The organism is Nitrospirillum karajorum (assembly GCF_036348415.1).
GTDB classification, from domain to species: Bacteria; Pseudomonadota; Alphaproteobacteria; order Azospirillales; family Azospirillaceae; genus Nitrospirillum; species Nitrospirillum amazonense_B.
In genome coordinates this window covers 560,363-576,381 of record NZ_JAZBQB010000004.1, presented here as the reverse complement: position 1 = coordinate 576,381, position 16,019 = coordinate 560,363, and the positions used below count along the sequence as shown (strand labels likewise).

General features: G+C 66.3%; 15 protein-coding genes. 14 read left to right on the top strand and 1 reads right to left on the bottom strand.

Annotation, left to right across the window (positions count from 1 at the left end; translation table 11 throughout):
- The first annotated feature begins 129 nt into the window (after window positions 1-129).
- From UCD39_RS28000 to UCD39_RS27990, 3 genes are all read left to right on the top strand, one after another.
- The gene (locus tag UCD39_RS28000; RefSeq protein ID WP_330498883.1) at window positions 130-2,310 is read left to right on the top strand and encodes a methyl-accepting chemotaxis protein; all 2,181 of its coding nucleotides are present in this window, start codon (window positions 130-132) and stop codon (window positions 2,308-2,310) included.
- A 319-nt stretch (window positions 2,311-2,629) separates the two neighbouring features.
- Window positions 2,630-3,784 carry an alpha/beta hydrolase family protein gene (locus tag UCD39_RS27995; RefSeq protein WP_330498882.1) on the top strand — a complete coding sequence of 385 codons (1,155 nt, stop codon included), beginning with the start codon at window positions 2,630-2,632 and terminating at the stop codon, window positions 3,782-3,784.
- Between the two features lie 11 nt (window positions 3,785-3,795).
- A complete protein-coding gene (locus tag UCD39_RS27990) occupies window positions 3,796-4,800 on the top strand; it encodes a fumarylacetoacetate hydrolase family protein (RefSeq protein WP_330498881.1) in 1,005 nt (334 codons plus the stop codon).
- A gap of 202 nt (window positions 4,801-5,002) precedes the next feature.
- Here the strand turns inward: UCD39_RS27990 and soxR are convergent, their stop codons facing one another.
- Window positions 5,003-5,479 (bottom strand): redox-sensitive transcriptional activator SoxR, encoded by a 477-nt coding sequence (soxR, locus tag UCD39_RS27985; protein ID WP_330498880.1) that lies wholly within the window; start codon window positions 5,477-5,479, stop codon window positions 5,003-5,005.
- A gap of 315 nt (window positions 5,480-5,794) precedes the next feature.
- Between soxR and UCD39_RS27980 the strand changes: the two genes are divergently transcribed.
- The 11 genes from UCD39_RS27980 to UCD39_RS27930 all read left to right on the top strand — a co-directional run bounded on the left by UCD39_RS27980 (window position 5,795) and on the right by UCD39_RS27930 (window position 15,910).
- Window positions 5,795-8,140 (top strand): TonB-dependent receptor, encoded by a 2,346-nt coding sequence (locus UCD39_RS27980; RefSeq protein WP_330498879.1) that lies wholly within the window; start codon window positions 5,795-5,797, stop codon window positions 8,138-8,140.
- A 369-nt stretch (window positions 8,141-8,509) separates the two neighbouring features.
- Entirely contained in the window at window positions 8,510-8,755 is a 246-nt protein-coding gene (locus UCD39_RS27975) for a sulfurtransferase TusA family protein (RefSeq protein WP_330498878.1), read from the top strand.
- Between the two features lie 22 nt (window positions 8,756-8,777).
- The gene (locus tag UCD39_RS27970) at window positions 8,778-9,140 is read left to right on the top strand and encodes a DsrE family protein (protein WP_330498877.1); all 363 of its coding nucleotides are present in this window, start codon (window positions 8,778-8,780) and stop codon (window positions 9,138-9,140) included.
- An 18-nt stretch (window positions 9,141-9,158) separates the two neighbouring features.
- The gene (locus UCD39_RS27965; protein WP_330498876.1) at window positions 9,159-10,040 is read left to right on the top strand and encodes a phosphate/phosphite/phosphonate ABC transporter substrate-binding protein; all 882 of its coding nucleotides are present in this window, start codon (window positions 9,159-9,161) and stop codon (window positions 10,038-10,040) included.
- Window positions 10,041-10,057: 17 nt separating this feature from the next.
- On the top strand, window positions 10,058-10,873 hold the full coding sequence (gene phnE / locus UCD39_RS27960) for a phosphonate ABC transporter, permease protein PhnE (protein ID WP_330498875.1): 816 nt from the start codon (window positions 10,058-10,060) through the stop codon (window positions 10,871-10,873).
- Entirely contained in the window at window positions 10,873-11,652 is a 780-nt protein-coding gene (gene phnC / locus UCD39_RS27955; protein WP_330498874.1) for a phosphonate ABC transporter ATP-binding protein, read from the top strand. Before phnE ends, phnC begins: the two co-directional genes overlap by 1 nt.
- Window positions 11,653-11,667: 15 nt before the next feature.
- Complete coding sequence (locus UCD39_RS27950; protein ID WP_330498873.1) at window positions 11,668-13,164, top strand: hypothetical protein; 1,497 nt, start codon at window positions 11,668-11,670, stop codon at window positions 13,162-13,164.
- Window positions 13,165-13,247: 83 nt separating this feature from the next.
- Window positions 13,248-14,240, top strand: coding sequence for a LysR family transcriptional regulator (locus UCD39_RS27945; RefSeq protein ID WP_330498872.1), 993 nt, complete (start codon window positions 13,248-13,250; stop codon window positions 14,238-14,240).
- Window positions 14,241-14,334: 94 nt separating this feature from the next.
- Window positions 14,335-14,763, top strand: coding sequence for a C40 family peptidase (locus UCD39_RS27940; RefSeq protein ID WP_330498871.1), 429 nt, complete (start codon window positions 14,335-14,337; stop codon window positions 14,761-14,763).
- 11 nt (window positions 14,764-14,774) lie between these two features.
- Window positions 14,775-15,203 carry a hypothetical protein gene (locus tag UCD39_RS27935; RefSeq protein ID WP_145735424.1) on the top strand — a complete coding sequence of 143 codons (429 nt, stop codon included), beginning with the start codon at window positions 14,775-14,777 and terminating at the stop codon, window positions 15,201-15,203.
- A gap of 461 nt (window positions 15,204-15,664) precedes the next feature.
- Window positions 15,665-15,910: a hypothetical protein gene (locus UCD39_RS27930; RefSeq protein WP_330498870.1), complete on the top strand. Its 246-nt coding sequence runs from the start codon at window positions 15,665-15,667 to the stop codon at window positions 15,908-15,910.
- Window positions 15,911-16,019 lie beyond the last annotated feature (109 nt).

The following is a 16,019-nucleotide window of genomic DNA, read 5'->3' as shown; positions in this document are numbered from 1 at the left end:
ATCCATTGGTATGTGATTAGAGCAATTAACCATTCCCAATTGATGTGGATCACCTGGCTGCAGAGCTACCTATGTATGCTGCCCTGGATAACACGCGACTCTAAGTCCAACACTATCCGGGAGACTGCCGTGCGCTTTAAATCCTTACAGACCAAGATTAGTTTGCTTTCCGCGCTGTGCGTCTTGGGGGCGACGGGCGCCCTGGTTGGCTATGGACTGATCGCGTCCAGCAACACCAAGACCTTCGTGGGCGATCAGGTCGGGCAACTGACCGACAACAAGACGCGGGAAAGCCTGCAGACCCTGGCCTCCACCCAGGCCGGTATCGTCCGGTCCACCCTGGATGGGGCGTTCGACAGCGCCCGCGATATGGCGCGCACGTTCGAGGTGCTGGCCGACGCCCAGGACAAGGTGAGCACCGCGCCGGCACTGCGCCGCGCGCAGTTCAACGCCGTGCTGCTGAACGTGCTGAAGGCCAACCCCCGGTTCAACGGAACCTACAGCGCCTGGGAGCCCGACGCCCTGGATGGCCAGGACGCCGCTTTCAAGGACAAGCATGAAGTGGGCTCCGATGCCACCGGCCGCTTCCTGCCCTATTGGACGCGCGACGCCTCGGGCCACATCGCCATCCAGCCATTGGTGGAATATGACAGCCATGCGCTGCACCCCAACGGCGTCATGAAGGGCGGATGGTATATCGGGCCGCAGGGCGGCGGCGGTGAAAGCATCCTGGACCCCCTGCCCTACATCGTGCAGGGCAAGAACGTCTATCTGGCCACCATGTCCGTGCCGATCACGATCGACGGCAAGTTCCGCGGCGTCGCCGGTGCCGACTTCGACCTGGCGTTCGTGCAGCAATTGGCCGAGCAGGTGAAGGCGTCGGTCTTCGGCGGCAAGGCATCGATCACCATCATCAGCCACAAGGGCCTGATCGTCGCGTCCAGCGAACATCCCGACGCCATCGGCAGCTCTTTCGAGCGCTTCGACCACAACTGGCAGGCCGACTTGGCGGTGATCCAGGCCGGCAAGCAGCAGGTGACGGTGGACACGGCGTCCGATTCCATCAAGGCGTTCGCCCCCATCACCCTGGGGCGGACCAAGACGCCCTGGTCCGTGCTGGTGGACGTGCCCCGGTCCGTGGCGATGGCGGAGGCGACAGCCCTGGACGGCGCGCTGCAGCAGCGCGGCAACCGCGACACAGCGCTGCAACTGGTCGTGGCCCTGGCCATCGCGGCGGGCGCGGTCGGCGGCATGTGGTTCGTGGCCCGCGGCATCGCCCGCCCCATCCGTGCCAGCGCCCACTTCGCCGAGGATGTGGCCGCCGGCCGGGCCGACAAGGACCTGGTGGTCGATCAATTGGACGAGACCGGAACCCTGGCGCAGGCCCTGAACAAGATGGCGGCCGACCTGAAGCGTGCCGAGGCGGAACGCGGGGCCATGCAGGCCGCCGCCGAGGCGGAACGGCGGGAGACCCTGGGCCGCATGGCGAATGAGCTGGAGGCCAGCGTGAAAGCGGTGGTGGCCACCCTGAGTGGCGCTGCCGATCAGATGGGCGGTGCCGCCACCAGCATGACGGCCACCGCGGACCAGACCAACAGCCAGGCCAATCTGGTGGCCGAAGGCTCGCAGGAGGCCAGCACCAACGTGCAGACGGTCGCCGCCGCCACGGAGGAACTGTCGGTCTCGATCAAGGAGATCGCCAGCCAGGTGGCCAAGTCCACGACCATCGCCACGGACGCGGTGCGCACGGCGGACGCGGCCAACGTCCAGATCATGGGCCTGACCACGGCGGCCGAGAAGATCGGCAACGTGGTGGAGCTGATCTCCTCCATCGCCGGGCAGACCAACCTGCTGGCGCTGAACGCCACCATCGAGGCGGCGCGGGCCGGCGACGCCGGTAAGGGCTTCGCCGTCGTGGCGTCGGAGGTCAAAAGCCTGGCCAACCAGACGGCCAAGGCGACCGATGAGATCGCCCAGCAAATCGCCAACATGCAGCAGGTGGCGCGGGAATCCGCGACCACCATCCAGGGCGTGGGCCGCGTGATCGAGGAAATGCGCAGCATCACCACGGGCATCGCCTCGGCGGTGGAGGAACAGAACGCCGCCACCGCCGAGATCGCCCGCAACGTCCAGCAAGCGGCCAGCGGGACGCAGGAGGTCACCGTCACCATCCAGGGCGTCACCCAGGCCGCCGCCGACACGCGGGAGGCGGCAAGCCAGGTCATGAAAGTCTCTGGCGAAATCTCTCACGAAACCGGGCGCTTGGGTCAGGCCGTCGATGGCTTTTTAGCCAAGGTCCGCGCCGCATAACAGGGCCGCGCGTCCGGTCCCGGCCCGCCAGCGAGCAGCCCCTGGACCGGACGCGCCACCTCTTGCGGACGACACCGCATCATCACCCAAACCGTTAGCGTTCCATCGCATCGTTCGATTTCCCAAATAGCTTCCCCCGCGTCAGGGTGCTTGCCGTGCGTATCGCTGACGCCTGCGGCGGCGGTGGACGGCGGGAGGAAAATCGAGAATAGGGGCCGAATGGTCCCCTGACCGGGTGCCACGGCACCCATACCGTCCCCCGTGGTCCAGCCGGACACCCCAGGCCCAGCGTCCCTTTCGCGACCAGAGGCCGGAACCCATGTTCGAATACTTCCCCAAGAATTACGTCTGGAACCTGTCGGTGGACATCGCCATCGAGTCCGGCGCCCAGATCGGCGAGATCGACGAGATGTGCCGGCCGCTGCGCGACGCCGCCGCGCGGGGCGAGGACGCGGGCACGGGCGAGTTCCTGAAGCACTGGGTGGCCATGGCCGACAAGCTGGTGGATCTGGCCGCCGAGGATGAGGCCCGGGGCCGCAACTTCTCCGCCGGGACCAAGCTGCAGCGCGCCTCGCTCTACTACACCACGGCGGAGCGCATGCAGGGTCACGGACATCCCGGCCGCGGCGCCACCTATGCCAAGGCGCAGGACAGTTTCCGCCGCGCCATGGCGCTGGGCAAGGAGAACGCGGAGCGTATCGAGATCCCCTATCAGGGGGGCGTCATCGCCGGCCTGTACACTCGCGCCCCGGGCCCGGGGCCGAAGCCGGTGGTCGTTTATGTCAACGGCCTGGATAGCTGCAAGGAGCTGCTGTACTGGTCCCGCCTGCCGCACGCGCTGCTGCGCCGGGGCGTTTCCACCCTGTGCATCGACCAGCCGGGCAGCGGCGAGGCCCTGCGCCTGCACAACCTGCCCGCTACCCATAAGTCGGAGGAGTGGGCGTCCAAGGTGGTGGATTGGCTGGAGACGCAGGACGACGTCGATGCCAAGCGCATCGGCATCACCGGCATCTCCCTGGGCGGTTATTACACCCCGCGCGCCGTGGCGTTCGAGCCGCGCTTCGCCCTGGGCGTCGTCTGGGGCGCCAATCACAACTGGGCCGAGGTGCAGCACAAGCGCCTGGCGCGCGAGGGTGAGAACCCCGTGCCCCATTACTGGGCCCATGTCAGCTGGGTGTTCGGCGCCAAGGACATGGACGACTTCTTCGCCAAGGCGGAAGGCATGACCCTGAACGGCGTGGTGGAGCGCATCAAGGTGCCCTTCCTGGTCACCCACGGCCAGAACGACCGCCAGATCAGCCTGGACTACGCCCACCAGACCTATGACCAGCTGGTCAACAGCCCCAAGCGGGAGCTGAAAATCTTCACCCCGCGCGAGGGCGGCATCGAGCATGTCGGCGTGGACAACATGTCCTACGGCCGCGACTACATCGCCGATTGGATCGCCGAGACGTTCGGCGAGCAGGTGGGCTGAGGGAACAGTCGATGAAACTCGCCACCCTGCCCAACGGCACGCGCGACGGCCATGCCTCGACCAACAGCGGCCGTGACGGCCGCCTGGTCGTCGTCTCCCGCGACCTGCGCCGCGCCGCCTATGCCGATGGCATCGCCGCCACCCTGCAGGACGCCATCGAGCGCTGGGACGAGGTCGCCCCGGCGCTCCAGGCCCTGTACGATGCTGTCAACATCGGCCGTGACACATTTCCCTTCGACGCCAGCGAGGCCCTGGCGCCCCTGCCCCGCGCCTGGCAATGGCTGGACGGCTCCGCCTATCTCAGCCATGGCGAGCTGATGTCCAAAGTGTTCAAGATCGACAACGTCCAGGGGGCGGAGCCCCTGATGTACCAGGGCGTTTCCGACCGCTTCCTGGCCGCGACCGAGGATGTGGCCCTGCCGTCGGAAGCGGACGGCATCGATTTCGAGGGGGAATTCGGCGTCATCACCGGCCCCGTGCCGTTGGGCGTGACGGCGGAGCAGGCGTTGGCCCACGTGCGCCTGGTGGTGCAGATCAACGACTGGTCCCTACGGGTGCTGGCGCCGCGTGAGATGAAGACCGGCTTCGGCTGGGTGCAGGCCAAGCCGCCCTGCAGCGTGGCCCCGGTGGCGGTGACACCCGATGAGCTGGGGGACGCCTGGCGGGAGGGCCGCGTGCATCGCCCGCTGGACGTGTGGTTCAACGGTGCCCGCTTCGGCGCGGCGGAGGGTGGGGCCATGGCCTTCGGCTTCCATGAGCTGATCGCCCACGCCGCCCGCACGCGGGACCTGTGCGCCGGCACCATCATCGGCTCCGGCACCGTGTCCAACGAGAGCTATCGCACCATCGGGTCCAGTTGCATCGCCGAGCGGCGGGGCATCGAGATCCTGGACGAGGGGGAGCCCAAGACCCCCTTCATGCGCTATGGCGACCGGGTGCGCATGGAGGTGAAGCTGGCCGATGGCGGCAGCGTCTTCGGCGCCATCGACCAAAAGGTCGTGCCCGTGGCCCGCTGATCAGGGCTGGCCCTCGCCCTGGCGAGGGTTGCGCGGATGCGTCCAGGGCCAGCGGTAGGCGTCCTGCGGCTGGGCCGGGGCGGGCGCATCCTCACGCACCAGGGGACGTTGGATGAATACCGCGCGGAAGGCCGTCGACGATCCGGCACGCCGCCGTCTCAAACAATGTTCCCCTGCTGCTCCCCTAAAGACCAGGGACGCCTTATTCCCCTGAGGGGCCCACCCCAGCCCGCTGCAACAGCACCGGGCCCATGGCCTCAGCCGCCAGATGGTCCTGGGGATTGCGCAAGGGGCAGTCGCCCATCGACAGGCAGCCGCACCCGATGCAGGTTTCCAGTTGGTCGCGGAGTTGGGTCAGGCTGTCGATGCGCTGTTGCAGCATGTTCCTCCACCCGTTGGACAGTCGGCGCCAGTCTTCCAGCGTCGGGGTGCGGCCGTTGGGTAGGGTCGCCAGCGCGGCATGGATATCGGCCAGGGCGATGCCAGCCCGCTGCGCCACCCGGATGATGGCGATACGCCGCAGGACGTCGCGTGGATAGCGGCGCTGGTTGCCACCGCTGCGGCTGGCGGCAATCAGGCCCTTGGCCTCATAGAAATGCAAGGTGGAGACGGCGACGCCAGCGCGTTTCGCCACCTCTCCCACGGAAAGTTCACGTTTCAGTTTGGCGGGAGCGGGCATGGCGGGAACCCCGGAAACCTTATCTATGGATGAGGTTTTTAGGTCACCCCGGTCATCGGGGCAAGCCGCCGCAAATGGAACAGGCGTCAGCCCGGGAAGCAGGCGCGCCCTGGCGTTCAGCCCCTACGCCCCCGCCGCGAGTGAGGTAATATAATGGCCTTTTGACATAAGCACAGCAGATATAAACCATTCGTTGTAAGTATAAATTACATAATTTAGCAATATTTCCGCACCATTCCAGAAATCAAATCTTAATTTGCCGCACTGCGGTAGCGTGGCTATTACCCCAGCAATTTCATAACCCTGGGGGAAAGAATGCATATCCGTCACCTACTGGCTTCGGCCGCCGCCCTGGCGCTGATGGCCGGGATCGCCTTACCCGCCGCCGCCCAGCAGGCGCCGGACACGGCCGCCGCCGATGCCGATCAGGTGCAGGAAATCATCGTCACCTCGTCCCGCCGCTCCGCGTCGGAAATCGAGCTGCCCACCCGCGAAATCCAGGCCATCATGCCCGGCGTGAACGCCGTGAAGGCCATCAACATGCTGCCGGGCGTCATCTTCCAGAACGCCGATCCGTGGGGCAACAACGAGCAGAACTCCTCGCTCTACATCCACGGCTTCAACGCCCAGCAGCTGGGCTACACCCTGGACGGCGTGCCGCTGGGCGACCAGTCCTATGGCAACTACAACGGCCTGTCGCCGCAGCGCGCCATCATCAGCGAGAATATCGGCCGCATCAGCCTGGCGTCGGGCGCCGGTGACCTGGGCACCGCCTCCACCAGCAACCTGGGCGGCACGCTGGCCGTGTTCTCCGACGATCCCAAGGCGGATGCCGGCGCGCAGGTGGAACAGGTGTTCGGCAGCTACGACACCTTCCGCACCTTCGCCCGCATCGACACCGGCGACCTGGGCGGCGGCAACAGCGGCTACGTCTCCTTCGTGCGCCAGGACTCCCGCGCCTGGGATTTCAACGGCCAGCAGGGCGGTTACCAGGTCAACGGCAAGTTCGTGCACGCCGGTGACAAGGGCACGCTGAAGGCCTTCTTCGACTGGTCGGACAAGATCGAGCCCAACGAGGACGCGACCTCGATCGCCGCCAACCAGGCCTACCAGCCCTACACCCGCCCCTTCCTGTACCCGGACCTGGCCAAGGCGCTGACCTACGTGGACGCCAAGGGCAACACCCCGGCGGCCCTGGGCGCCAACTATTCCAACTACTTCAGCGCGGCGCAGCGTACCGACTACCTCGGCTACCTCAGCTACGACTATCAGTTCAGCGACAACCTGGTCTGGCACAACCAGGTCTACTATCACCATGACGACGGCCGCGGCATCGTGGCCCTGCCCATCAGCGGCGCCGCCTCGGTGTTCAAGATCTACTATCCGACCCAGGACCTGAAGACCGTGCTGGGCAACACCGGCTATGGCGTCCGCACCACGGAATACACCATCGACCGCGAGGGCGTGCGTTCCAACGCCACCTACACCCTGGGCGATCACCAGATCGAAGGCGGCGTGTGGTGGGAGCATAACGAGACCACCACCGCCCGGCGCTGGTACCAGCTGTCGCTGACCAACCCGCTGACGCCCTATGACGTTCCGGACAACGCGCTGTTCACCCAGGTGGAAAGCAAGATCACCAACGACGTGATCCAGCCCTACCTGCAGGACCAGTGGCAGGTGCTGCCGACCGTAAAGCTGCAAGCCGGCTTCAAGGCCAGCCTGCAGTTCGCCGATGGCAAGATGCCGGTGCAGCCGCTGTCCGGTTCCTACAGCGGCACCACCGTGAACTTGCCGCAGGGCCAGATCGACACCAAGGAGGGCTTCCTGCCGCAGGTGGGCGCTCTGTGGGACATCACCAGCAACGACCAGCTGTTCTTCAACATCCAGAAGAACCTGCGCCAGTACATCACCTATGGCCTGGGCGGCGCCTCGCCGTGGAGCCTGGGCAGCCAGGCGGCCTTCGACCTGTTCAAGCGGACCGGCAACCCGGAAACCTCCTGGACCTATGAGGCCGGCTGGCGTGGCGACCACCCGGTGGACCTGGGCTTCATCACCGGCATCGGCGGCCAGATCAACTACTACCACGTCGACTTCAGCAACCGTCAGCTGCTGATCAGCCCGAACTCCACCCTCACCACCTTCGTGGGTGGTGTCGGCATCCTGCAGAACGTGGGCAGCGTCACCACCGACGGCGTCGACGTGGCCGCCACCGTGCACCTGGGCGACCACTTCTCGGTCTACGACGCCCTGTCCTACAATCACTCCCAGTACGACCAGAACTACGTCAGCGGTGCCAGCACGGTGCAGACCGCGGGCAAGCTGATCCCCGGCGATCCGGAGTGGATGAACCGCTTCATCGTCAGCAGCACCTACGGCGCCTTCGGCGCCAAGGTCAGCGGCGAGTATTACGGCAAGCGCTACGCCACCTACACCAACGACCTGTGGGTCCCGTCCTACTGGCAGTTCAACCTGGAGGCCAGCTACGACCTGGGCGCCATCGCCCCGGGTGTGAAGTCGTCCTCCATCGCGCTGAACGTCACCAACCTGATGGACAAGAAGGCGGCCAGCACCATCACCGTGGGTTCGGCCTCCGGCACCTACGCCATCTACCCGCTGGCCCCGCGCCAGTTCTTCGTGACGCTGAAGGCCGGGTTCTAAGCCCGCCTTCTTCGACCAAATGTCTTCTTGACAGGAGGGGCTGGCACAACCCGTGCCGGCCCCTTTTCCTTTGATGATTTTGAACCCTTGAGCGGCGCTTTATAAAATCGGCCGTGGAAACGCCGCCGCCATCCCGTGAGCCCGCCCAGCGCCTTGACGCCGCCAATAGCGCGAACCTATGGTGGCCGCTGAGCGTTTCGGCCCTACGTCATGCCCGGTGCGGGCTGACTTGCTGCCCGTGTGTCACGGGGACGTCCCAGGCCGTTGCCGCTCCTTACCCTTTAAGCATTGTCATGAATGGCGTGCGCCCCCCGGCGCGCGCTCAGCGGGTCGCGGCCGCGTTTGGCCCGCGGCCGGAAAGCGGCTGGCATGGTGGACGGACAGCGGACGGAGAGTGACACCTGGGATGCCGGCGGCATGGGCTGCGGCGAACTGGTGATGCTGTTGCGCGTCCGGCTGAAGGCAATGCCCGGCGCGGTGCTGCGCGTCATCGCCCATGACAGCGGCGCGCCGGAGGACTTGCCGGCCTGGTGCCGCATGACCGGCAACGACCTCCTGGCCCATGACCCCGCCACCCACAGCTTCTGGATCCGCTCACGGCCGCACTGGTCCTGAGCCCCCTCAACGGAGAGAACCCATGCCCGGAAAATTCGTCGTCTCGCTCAGCTGCGCCAAGAACGACACCGACAAGGCCACCGTCGCCTTCGTCATCGCCAATGCCGCCGTCGCGTCGGACAAGGAAACGGTGGTGTTCCTGTCCATCGAGGGCACCCGCCTGTCGCAGAAAGGCTACGCCGACGACATCCATGAAGAGGGCTTCGCCCCGCTGAAGGAACTGATCGCCAACTTCGCCGCCGCCGGCGGCACCATCTATGTCTGCTCCCCCTGCTTCAAGAAGCGCGGCCTGGACGAGGACAAGCTGGTCGACGGCGCCAAGATCGTGGGCGGCGCCAAGCTGGTGGAGTTCATGAGCGACGGCGCGCCCAGCGTCAGCTACTGACACAGGAGGGATGGGGGAATGCGTCGCAGGACGTTCATCGCCACGGGCGTGGCCGCCGGCACCGGCATGGCCGCCGCCATGGTCACGCCGGCGCTGGCGCAGGGCCGCAAGACGCTGCGCTTCGGCATCGGGCCGCTGCTGCCGTCGCCGGAGGACACCAAGAAGGCCTACATGCCGCTGTTCGCCCATCTGGCCAAGGAGCTGGGGGTGGATTTCGAGCTGGTGGCCACCACCGATTGGGCCGGCATGGCCGTTGCCATGGGGTCCGGCCAGCTGGACCTGGCCTGGATGGGGCCCTGGGGCTACATCATCGCCAACAACGCCACCGGCTGCCAGGCCGTGGCCACGGTGAAGTATGATGAGAAGCCCACCTATCTGGGGGTGATCATCGCCCGGCCGGAGCTGAAGGTCGCCAAGTTCCCGGACGACACCAAGGGCATGACCATCTCCTTCGCCGACGTGGGGTCCACCTCCGGCTGGCTGATCCCCAGCTATTATGCCAAGGAGGTCTGGAAGATCGATCCCAAGACCTTCTGGACCTATACGGAGGGGGCCACCCACGCCGCCAACGAGATCTCCGTCAGTTCGGGCCAGGTGGACCTCGCGACCGACTTTGACCGCAACCGCAACGCCATGATCGCCAGCGGCAAGGTGAAGGAGGATGCCAACAAGATCGTCTGGACCTCCGATCCCCTGCCCAACGACGCCATCGTCCTGCCGGCGACGGCACCGGCCGGCATGGCGGACCAGGTGCGCAAAATCCTGACGGCCATCACGCTGGACCAGGCCAAGACCCTGCTGCCCAACCGGTATACCGGCTTCGTCACCGCCACCCACGCCTCCTACGACATGATCGAGAAGGCGGGGCTGGCGTTGGGCAAGATCAAGGCCAAGGCCTGAGGCGGGCGCGGGAACGGATGACCAGTGGCGCGGAACAGGCGTTGCGGCGCATGGAGGCGGCGGACCGGGGCTTCACGGGCCGCCGCCTGCGGCTGTGGCTGATCTGCGCCGCGCTCCTGGCCTTCTACGCCGTCTCCTGGCGACTGGCGGGCATCGACCTGCATAAGCTGGCGGTGGGCCTGCCCAAGCTGGGCCGTTGGCTGGCGACCGCCTGGCCGCCGGACCTGCATGAACTGCCCCTGTTCGCGTTGCGCACGGCGGAAACCGTGGCCATGGCCGCCATTGGCACCACACTGGCGGTGCTGCTGGCCCTGCCCATGGCCATCCTGGCCAGCCGTACCATCACGCCGTGGCCGGCGCTGTACCATCCGGCGCGCTGGTTCCTGAACGCCCTGCGCGGCATCGACAGCTTTGTCTTCGCCCTGCTGTTCGTGGCCGCCGTCGGTCTCGGCCCCTTCGCCGGTGTGCTGGGCATCGCCCTGCACACCTGGGGCAGCGCCGCCAAGCAGTTCGCGGATTATCTGGAAAGCGCCCATCTGGGCCCCTTCGAGGCCGTGCGGGCCACCGGCGCCGGCCGCCTGACCGCCATCCTCTATGCCCTGATGCCGGACGTGGCCCCCATCATGCTGTCCACCGCCCTGTTCTGGTGGGAGTTCAATGTCCGCGCCTCCACCGTCCTGGGCGTGGTCGGCGCCGGCGGCATAGGCCAGGAATTGAAGAACAGCATGGATCTGCTGGATTTCCCGCGCCTGGTCACCATCATCGCCGTGATCCTGGTGGTGGTGACGGCCCTGGACCAGTTTTCCGGCTGGCTGCGGCGGAGGCTGGCCTGATGGACGCCCCCCTTCCCGCCATCGGTATGGATCAGGGGGAGCCTCTGATGCGCGCGGAGGGCATCGGCATGGCCTTTCACGGGCACGCGGCCCTGGCCGATGTCCATCTCCAAGTACATGCCGGCGAACTGGTGGCCGTGCTGGGCCCCAGCGGCGCCGGTAAGACGACCCTGTTCCGCTGTCTGGCCGGCCTGGCGCGACCGGACAGAGGATGCGTGCGGGTGGATGGTCAAGACATCACGCGGGCCACCGGCCGGAACCGGCGGCGCATGGCCCGGGGCATCGCCCTGGTGTTTCAACAGTTCAACCTGGTCGGCCGGCTGACGGCCCTGGACAATGTGCTGGCGGGCCGCCTGGGCCATGTTCCGGCCTGGCGCGGCTGGTTGCGCCGGTTCAGCCGGGCCGACCGCCTGCTGGCCCTAGAGTGCCTGGACCGTGTCGATCTGCTGGCCAAGGCGGGACAGCGCGCCGACAGCCTGTCCGGCGGGCAGCAGCAACGGGTGGCCATCGCCCGCGCCCTGGCCCAACGTCCCCGCCTGATCCTGGCCGACGAACCGGTGGCCAGCCTGGACCCGGCCACGGCGGCCGGGGTGCTGGACCTGCTGCGCGGCATTGCCCGCACCGATGGTGTGGGCGTGGTGTGCAGCCTGCACCAGGTGGATCTGGCCCGCGCCGCCGCGGACCGCATCGTCGGTCTGGCCGACGGGCGGGTGGTGGTGGACCTGCCGGCCGCGTCATTCGATACCGCCGCGGCCGCCCGGCTGTACGGCACGCCCTGATTGGAGGGATTCCCCATGGACCCCATCGCCGACCACGCTCACACCCCCGACGTTTCCTTTGACGGGGGCGACCTGGACTGCGGCAACGGCCTGCTCTTGCTGATCCGCCGGCACATCGACCCGCTGCCGCGCGGCGGCCTGCTGGAAATCCTGTCCTCGGAAGTGTCGGTTGATGAGGACCTGCCCGCCTGGTGCCGCCTGACCCGCAATGAGCTGGTGTCCTGGACCAAGGTCGGGCGCCAACGCAGTTTCCTGGTGTGCAAGGGCACCCTGGCGGAGCGGGCTGCCGCGCCCCAGACGGTCGCACCCGCCCAGGCCGCGCCCGCCGTTACAGCCAATCGGCGGCAACCAGTCCCCGCCCCGGCCGTACCGCCGCTGGCGGTGATGGGCATCGGCTCGTGGCCACGCCCGCGCTGGATGGTGGAGGCGATGCACGCCCATGTGGAGGGTCGCCTGGCGGAACAGGCTTTCCATGAAACGGCGGACGATGCCGTCCGCCTGGCCATGGCGGCACAGGAACGGGCCGGCGTGGATGTCGTGACGGATGGGGAACAGCGGCGCGACAGCTATGCCAGCTTCGTCGCCAGCCGGCTGGATAACTGCCAGCTCATTCCCCTGACGGACCTGCTGCCCCTGGTGGACGACCCCGAGGAGTTCGCGGCGGAACTGCGGGCCCTGGACATTCCGGCGGGCGAGGTACGCCACCCCGCCGTCTTCGGCCCCCTGGTCCGGTCGCGGCCCCTGGTGGCGCATGAGGTGGATTTCGCCCGGACGGTCACGGAAAAGCCGGTGAAGGTGGCCCTGCCGGGCCCCTATCTGCTCACCCGCACCATGTGGATGGAATGCATTTCCGACCAGGCCTATGACAGCCGGGAGGCCCTGGCCCAAGACATCGTGCGGGTGCTGCGGGAAGAGCTGGCCGACCTGCTGGACGCCGGGGCGGCGCTGATCCAATTCGATGAGCCGGTGCTGTCGGAGGTGGTCTTCGCCGGGGCCAAGAACAAGCGCAGTTTCATGTGTGGCGCCTTGTCGGAGTCCTTGGGCCCCGACCATGAACTGGGCTTCGCCCGGGACCTGCTGAACGCCGTGTTGGCGGGCTTTCCCCGTGAACGCACCGCCCTGCATGTCTGCCGGGGCAACTGGACGCCGGATGAGAGCGTGGCCCTGTCCGGCAGCTACGCCCCCCTGATCAGCACGCTGTCCCAGGTCAGGGTCGGCGCCTATTTGTTGGAAATGTGCACACCGCGCGCCGGCGAGATGGAGGTGCTGCGCGCGTTGCCGGACGACGCGCGGCTGGGCGTGGGCGTGGTCAACCAAAAGCACGCGGCGGTGGAGGAGACGGACGCGGTAGCGGCCCGCATCGCGCAGGCCATCGACCTGTTCGGGCGGGAGCGGGTGCTGCTGCACCCCGATTGCGGTTTCGCCACCTTCGCCGACAACCCCATCTGCGCCGGCGGCACGGCCCAGGACAAGCTGGCGGCCATCGCGCGAGCGGCGGACCGGTTCCGCTGATGGTGTAGCCCACAACCGCGACCTGGAACCTGGACCGCCAATTCCCTACATTGTTCCGGGTCGTGTGAAATCCGGTGAGTTCCATGGACAAGTTGCAGGCGATGCAGGTGTTCACCCGCATCGTGGAGGTGAACAGTTTTTCCAAGGCGGCGGACACGCTGGGCCTGCCCCGCGCGTCCGTCACCACCATCATCCAGAACCTGGAAGGCTTCCTGGGCGTGCGCCTGCTGCAACGGACGACCCGGCGCCTGAGCCTGACGCCGGATGGGGCCGCCTATTATGAACGCGCTGTCCGCATCCTGTCCGACATCGACGAGGCGGAGTCCTCGTTCGCCAACATGAAAAAGAACCCGCGCGGGAAGCTGCGCGTCGACATGCCGGGCGCCATCGGCCGGCTGCTGGTCATTCCCCGCATCCATGAGTTCCGCCGCCAATATCCCGACATCGACCTGATGATCGGCATGGGTGACCGGCCGGTCGACCTGGTGCAGGACGGCGTGGACTGCGTGGTGCGTGTCGGGCATTTGCAGGACAGCAGCCTGATCGCCCGCCGCGTGGGTGTATTCCAGGGCGTCACCTGCGCCAGCCCGGCCTATGTCGCCGCCCACGGCATGCCGGAAACGCTGGAGGATTTGGAACGTCACCAGGCCGTGAACTATTTCCACAGCCGCACCGGCAAGGTCCTGGACCTGTCCTTCATCGTGAATGGCGAGGTGCAGGAGGTGAAGACCGCCGGCCCCGTGGCCGTCAACGATTCCGACGCCTACCTGACCTGTGGGCTGGAAGGCCTGGGCATCATCCAGCCGCCCTACTTCATGGCCAAGCCCCACCTGCTGTCCGGACAGCTGGTGGAATTGTTGCCGCGCTGGAAGCCGGAGCCCATGCCCATCTCCGCCGTCTATCCCCACAACCGCCACCTGTCACCCAAGGTGCGGGTGTTCGTGGATTGGGTGGCCGACCTGTTCGACGCCTGCCCCCTGTTCAACGGCCAGGCCACCAGCCATTGCCCCGACAAGCCCCCCGCGCCAGTGCCTGCCAACGTGGAGGAAGAGGAGAAGTGCCTTATTTGCGCGTAACTTCCTCTTGAGATACACCTTTTGAGTGATGGTTGTCGATTAGCTGCCCCGACCTACTCTAATATCCAAGAGGACGTCAGCATGGGGATTGTGCATGGTTACCACCTTGGCCATTGGGCCCGGCGACACCAAGATCGTAGGCGCGGCTAAAAGCGTCTGGAACCAAGCCAAGGGGAAGCCATACACCTGGGGCGGCCACACAACGAACGGATTTGATTGCTCTGGGTTTACAATCTATGTGCTGCAGCAGGCGTATCCGTCAGGAGGCTTCACCTTCATGACGGCTGCAAGCATTTTCAGCAGCCCTAGTTTCACGGCCGTAAAGGGAAATCCGGAAATTGGCGATCTCATTTGCTTCCCCCAGGGGCCGGATGTACCGCACGATCATGTCGGTATAGTCTATGACACCACGCACTGGATTGGTTCCCAATCATCGACTGGCGTGGCACTCGTGTCGCTCAATGACTTTTTCTGGTCAAAGAAGCCACATTTCTTCATCAGGTTGTTGAAGGCTATCAGTTGAGGTTGCCTTCCATGAAACCGATCCACGCACTGGCTGTTGCTCTACCCATGGTGCTGGGCTCTTCACCCGACGCCCAATCTGGGCCGCCGTTTTGGCAAAAGACATGGACAGTCACCGCAATCGAGGGGGCAACCTCGATAGATCGCGCGTCGCTATCGTCCACGATCGGTTTGCAGATTGTCATGAAGGCCGACGCGCTGACGGATCCCCTGGCTGAGGACTGCACACGCGCCTTGAGCTATGACGACATCAAATCCAGGCCAATCGCGGATCTCAATCAGCATTTTGGCGCCAACTGGACATGGCCGTCGTTCTCAGGGACGCAGGTCACTTATGGCTGGGTCCGTTGTGACGGCAGCAACGTCGGTGCCTTCGCCTTTGTTGATCCGCAGAAGGCGTATCTGTTTTATGAAGCTGGCGCGATCCTTGTGCTGAAGTAGGTCCGCCAGCTCGCTATCCATCGACGATAGACGGCCCAATGCCGCGATTATGCGGTTTTTCCTAAACAGAGTATTCGCATTATCGCGTATTCCGCCTAGGGCACCGTTCGCTATGATGGAACGGTCGCTGCGGTGCCGAGCACGTGCTGGGCAGCGGCCCTAGTCCAGGACCCGGTTCGTGGTCCGCCTTTCGTGAAACGCCCCACTCGGGGCCTCAACCCTGTCTCGCGGCCTGATCGTCCTTTCCACTGGGAAGGGCGTGGACGCGTTGTCCCTGGCGTGTCCGTGGTGCTCTGTCACCGCCGGCCGCGCCGCCCCATGCCTGACGCCGGCACCCTGTTGCCGGGAGCGCGGCGATACCGCCGCCCGCCTCCGCGCCGATTTGACGGCGGGAAACGGGACGCGACCGCCGCCCTTCCCGGCTTATGCCTGGCGCCGCCCGCCCGTAAGGAGTTCGTTCGATGGCTACCCCGATTGCTGACGCCCGGAACCCCCTGACGCTCGTCCATCCCATGGGCGACGCTGTAGCCCGCCCCGTGTCCAATCCCCTGGCCGGCGACAGGCCCATCCCCGCCCGCCTGCTGACGTCCGATACCCGCGTCACGCTGACGGTCCTTGCGACCCTGGGCATGGGTCTGTCGCTGTTCGCCGGCCTGGCGCTGTGCGACCTGCTGCCCTTCATTGGTGTCATGGTGCGGGGCTTCTAACCGAAGCCTGCTCACGTCCCCACCTTGGAACGTCGCCGCGGCAGGCAGGCCACGGCGCGTCTCCATGTCCCCGGCCCCCGGGATTGTTCGCCCGATACGAATTGTGTTG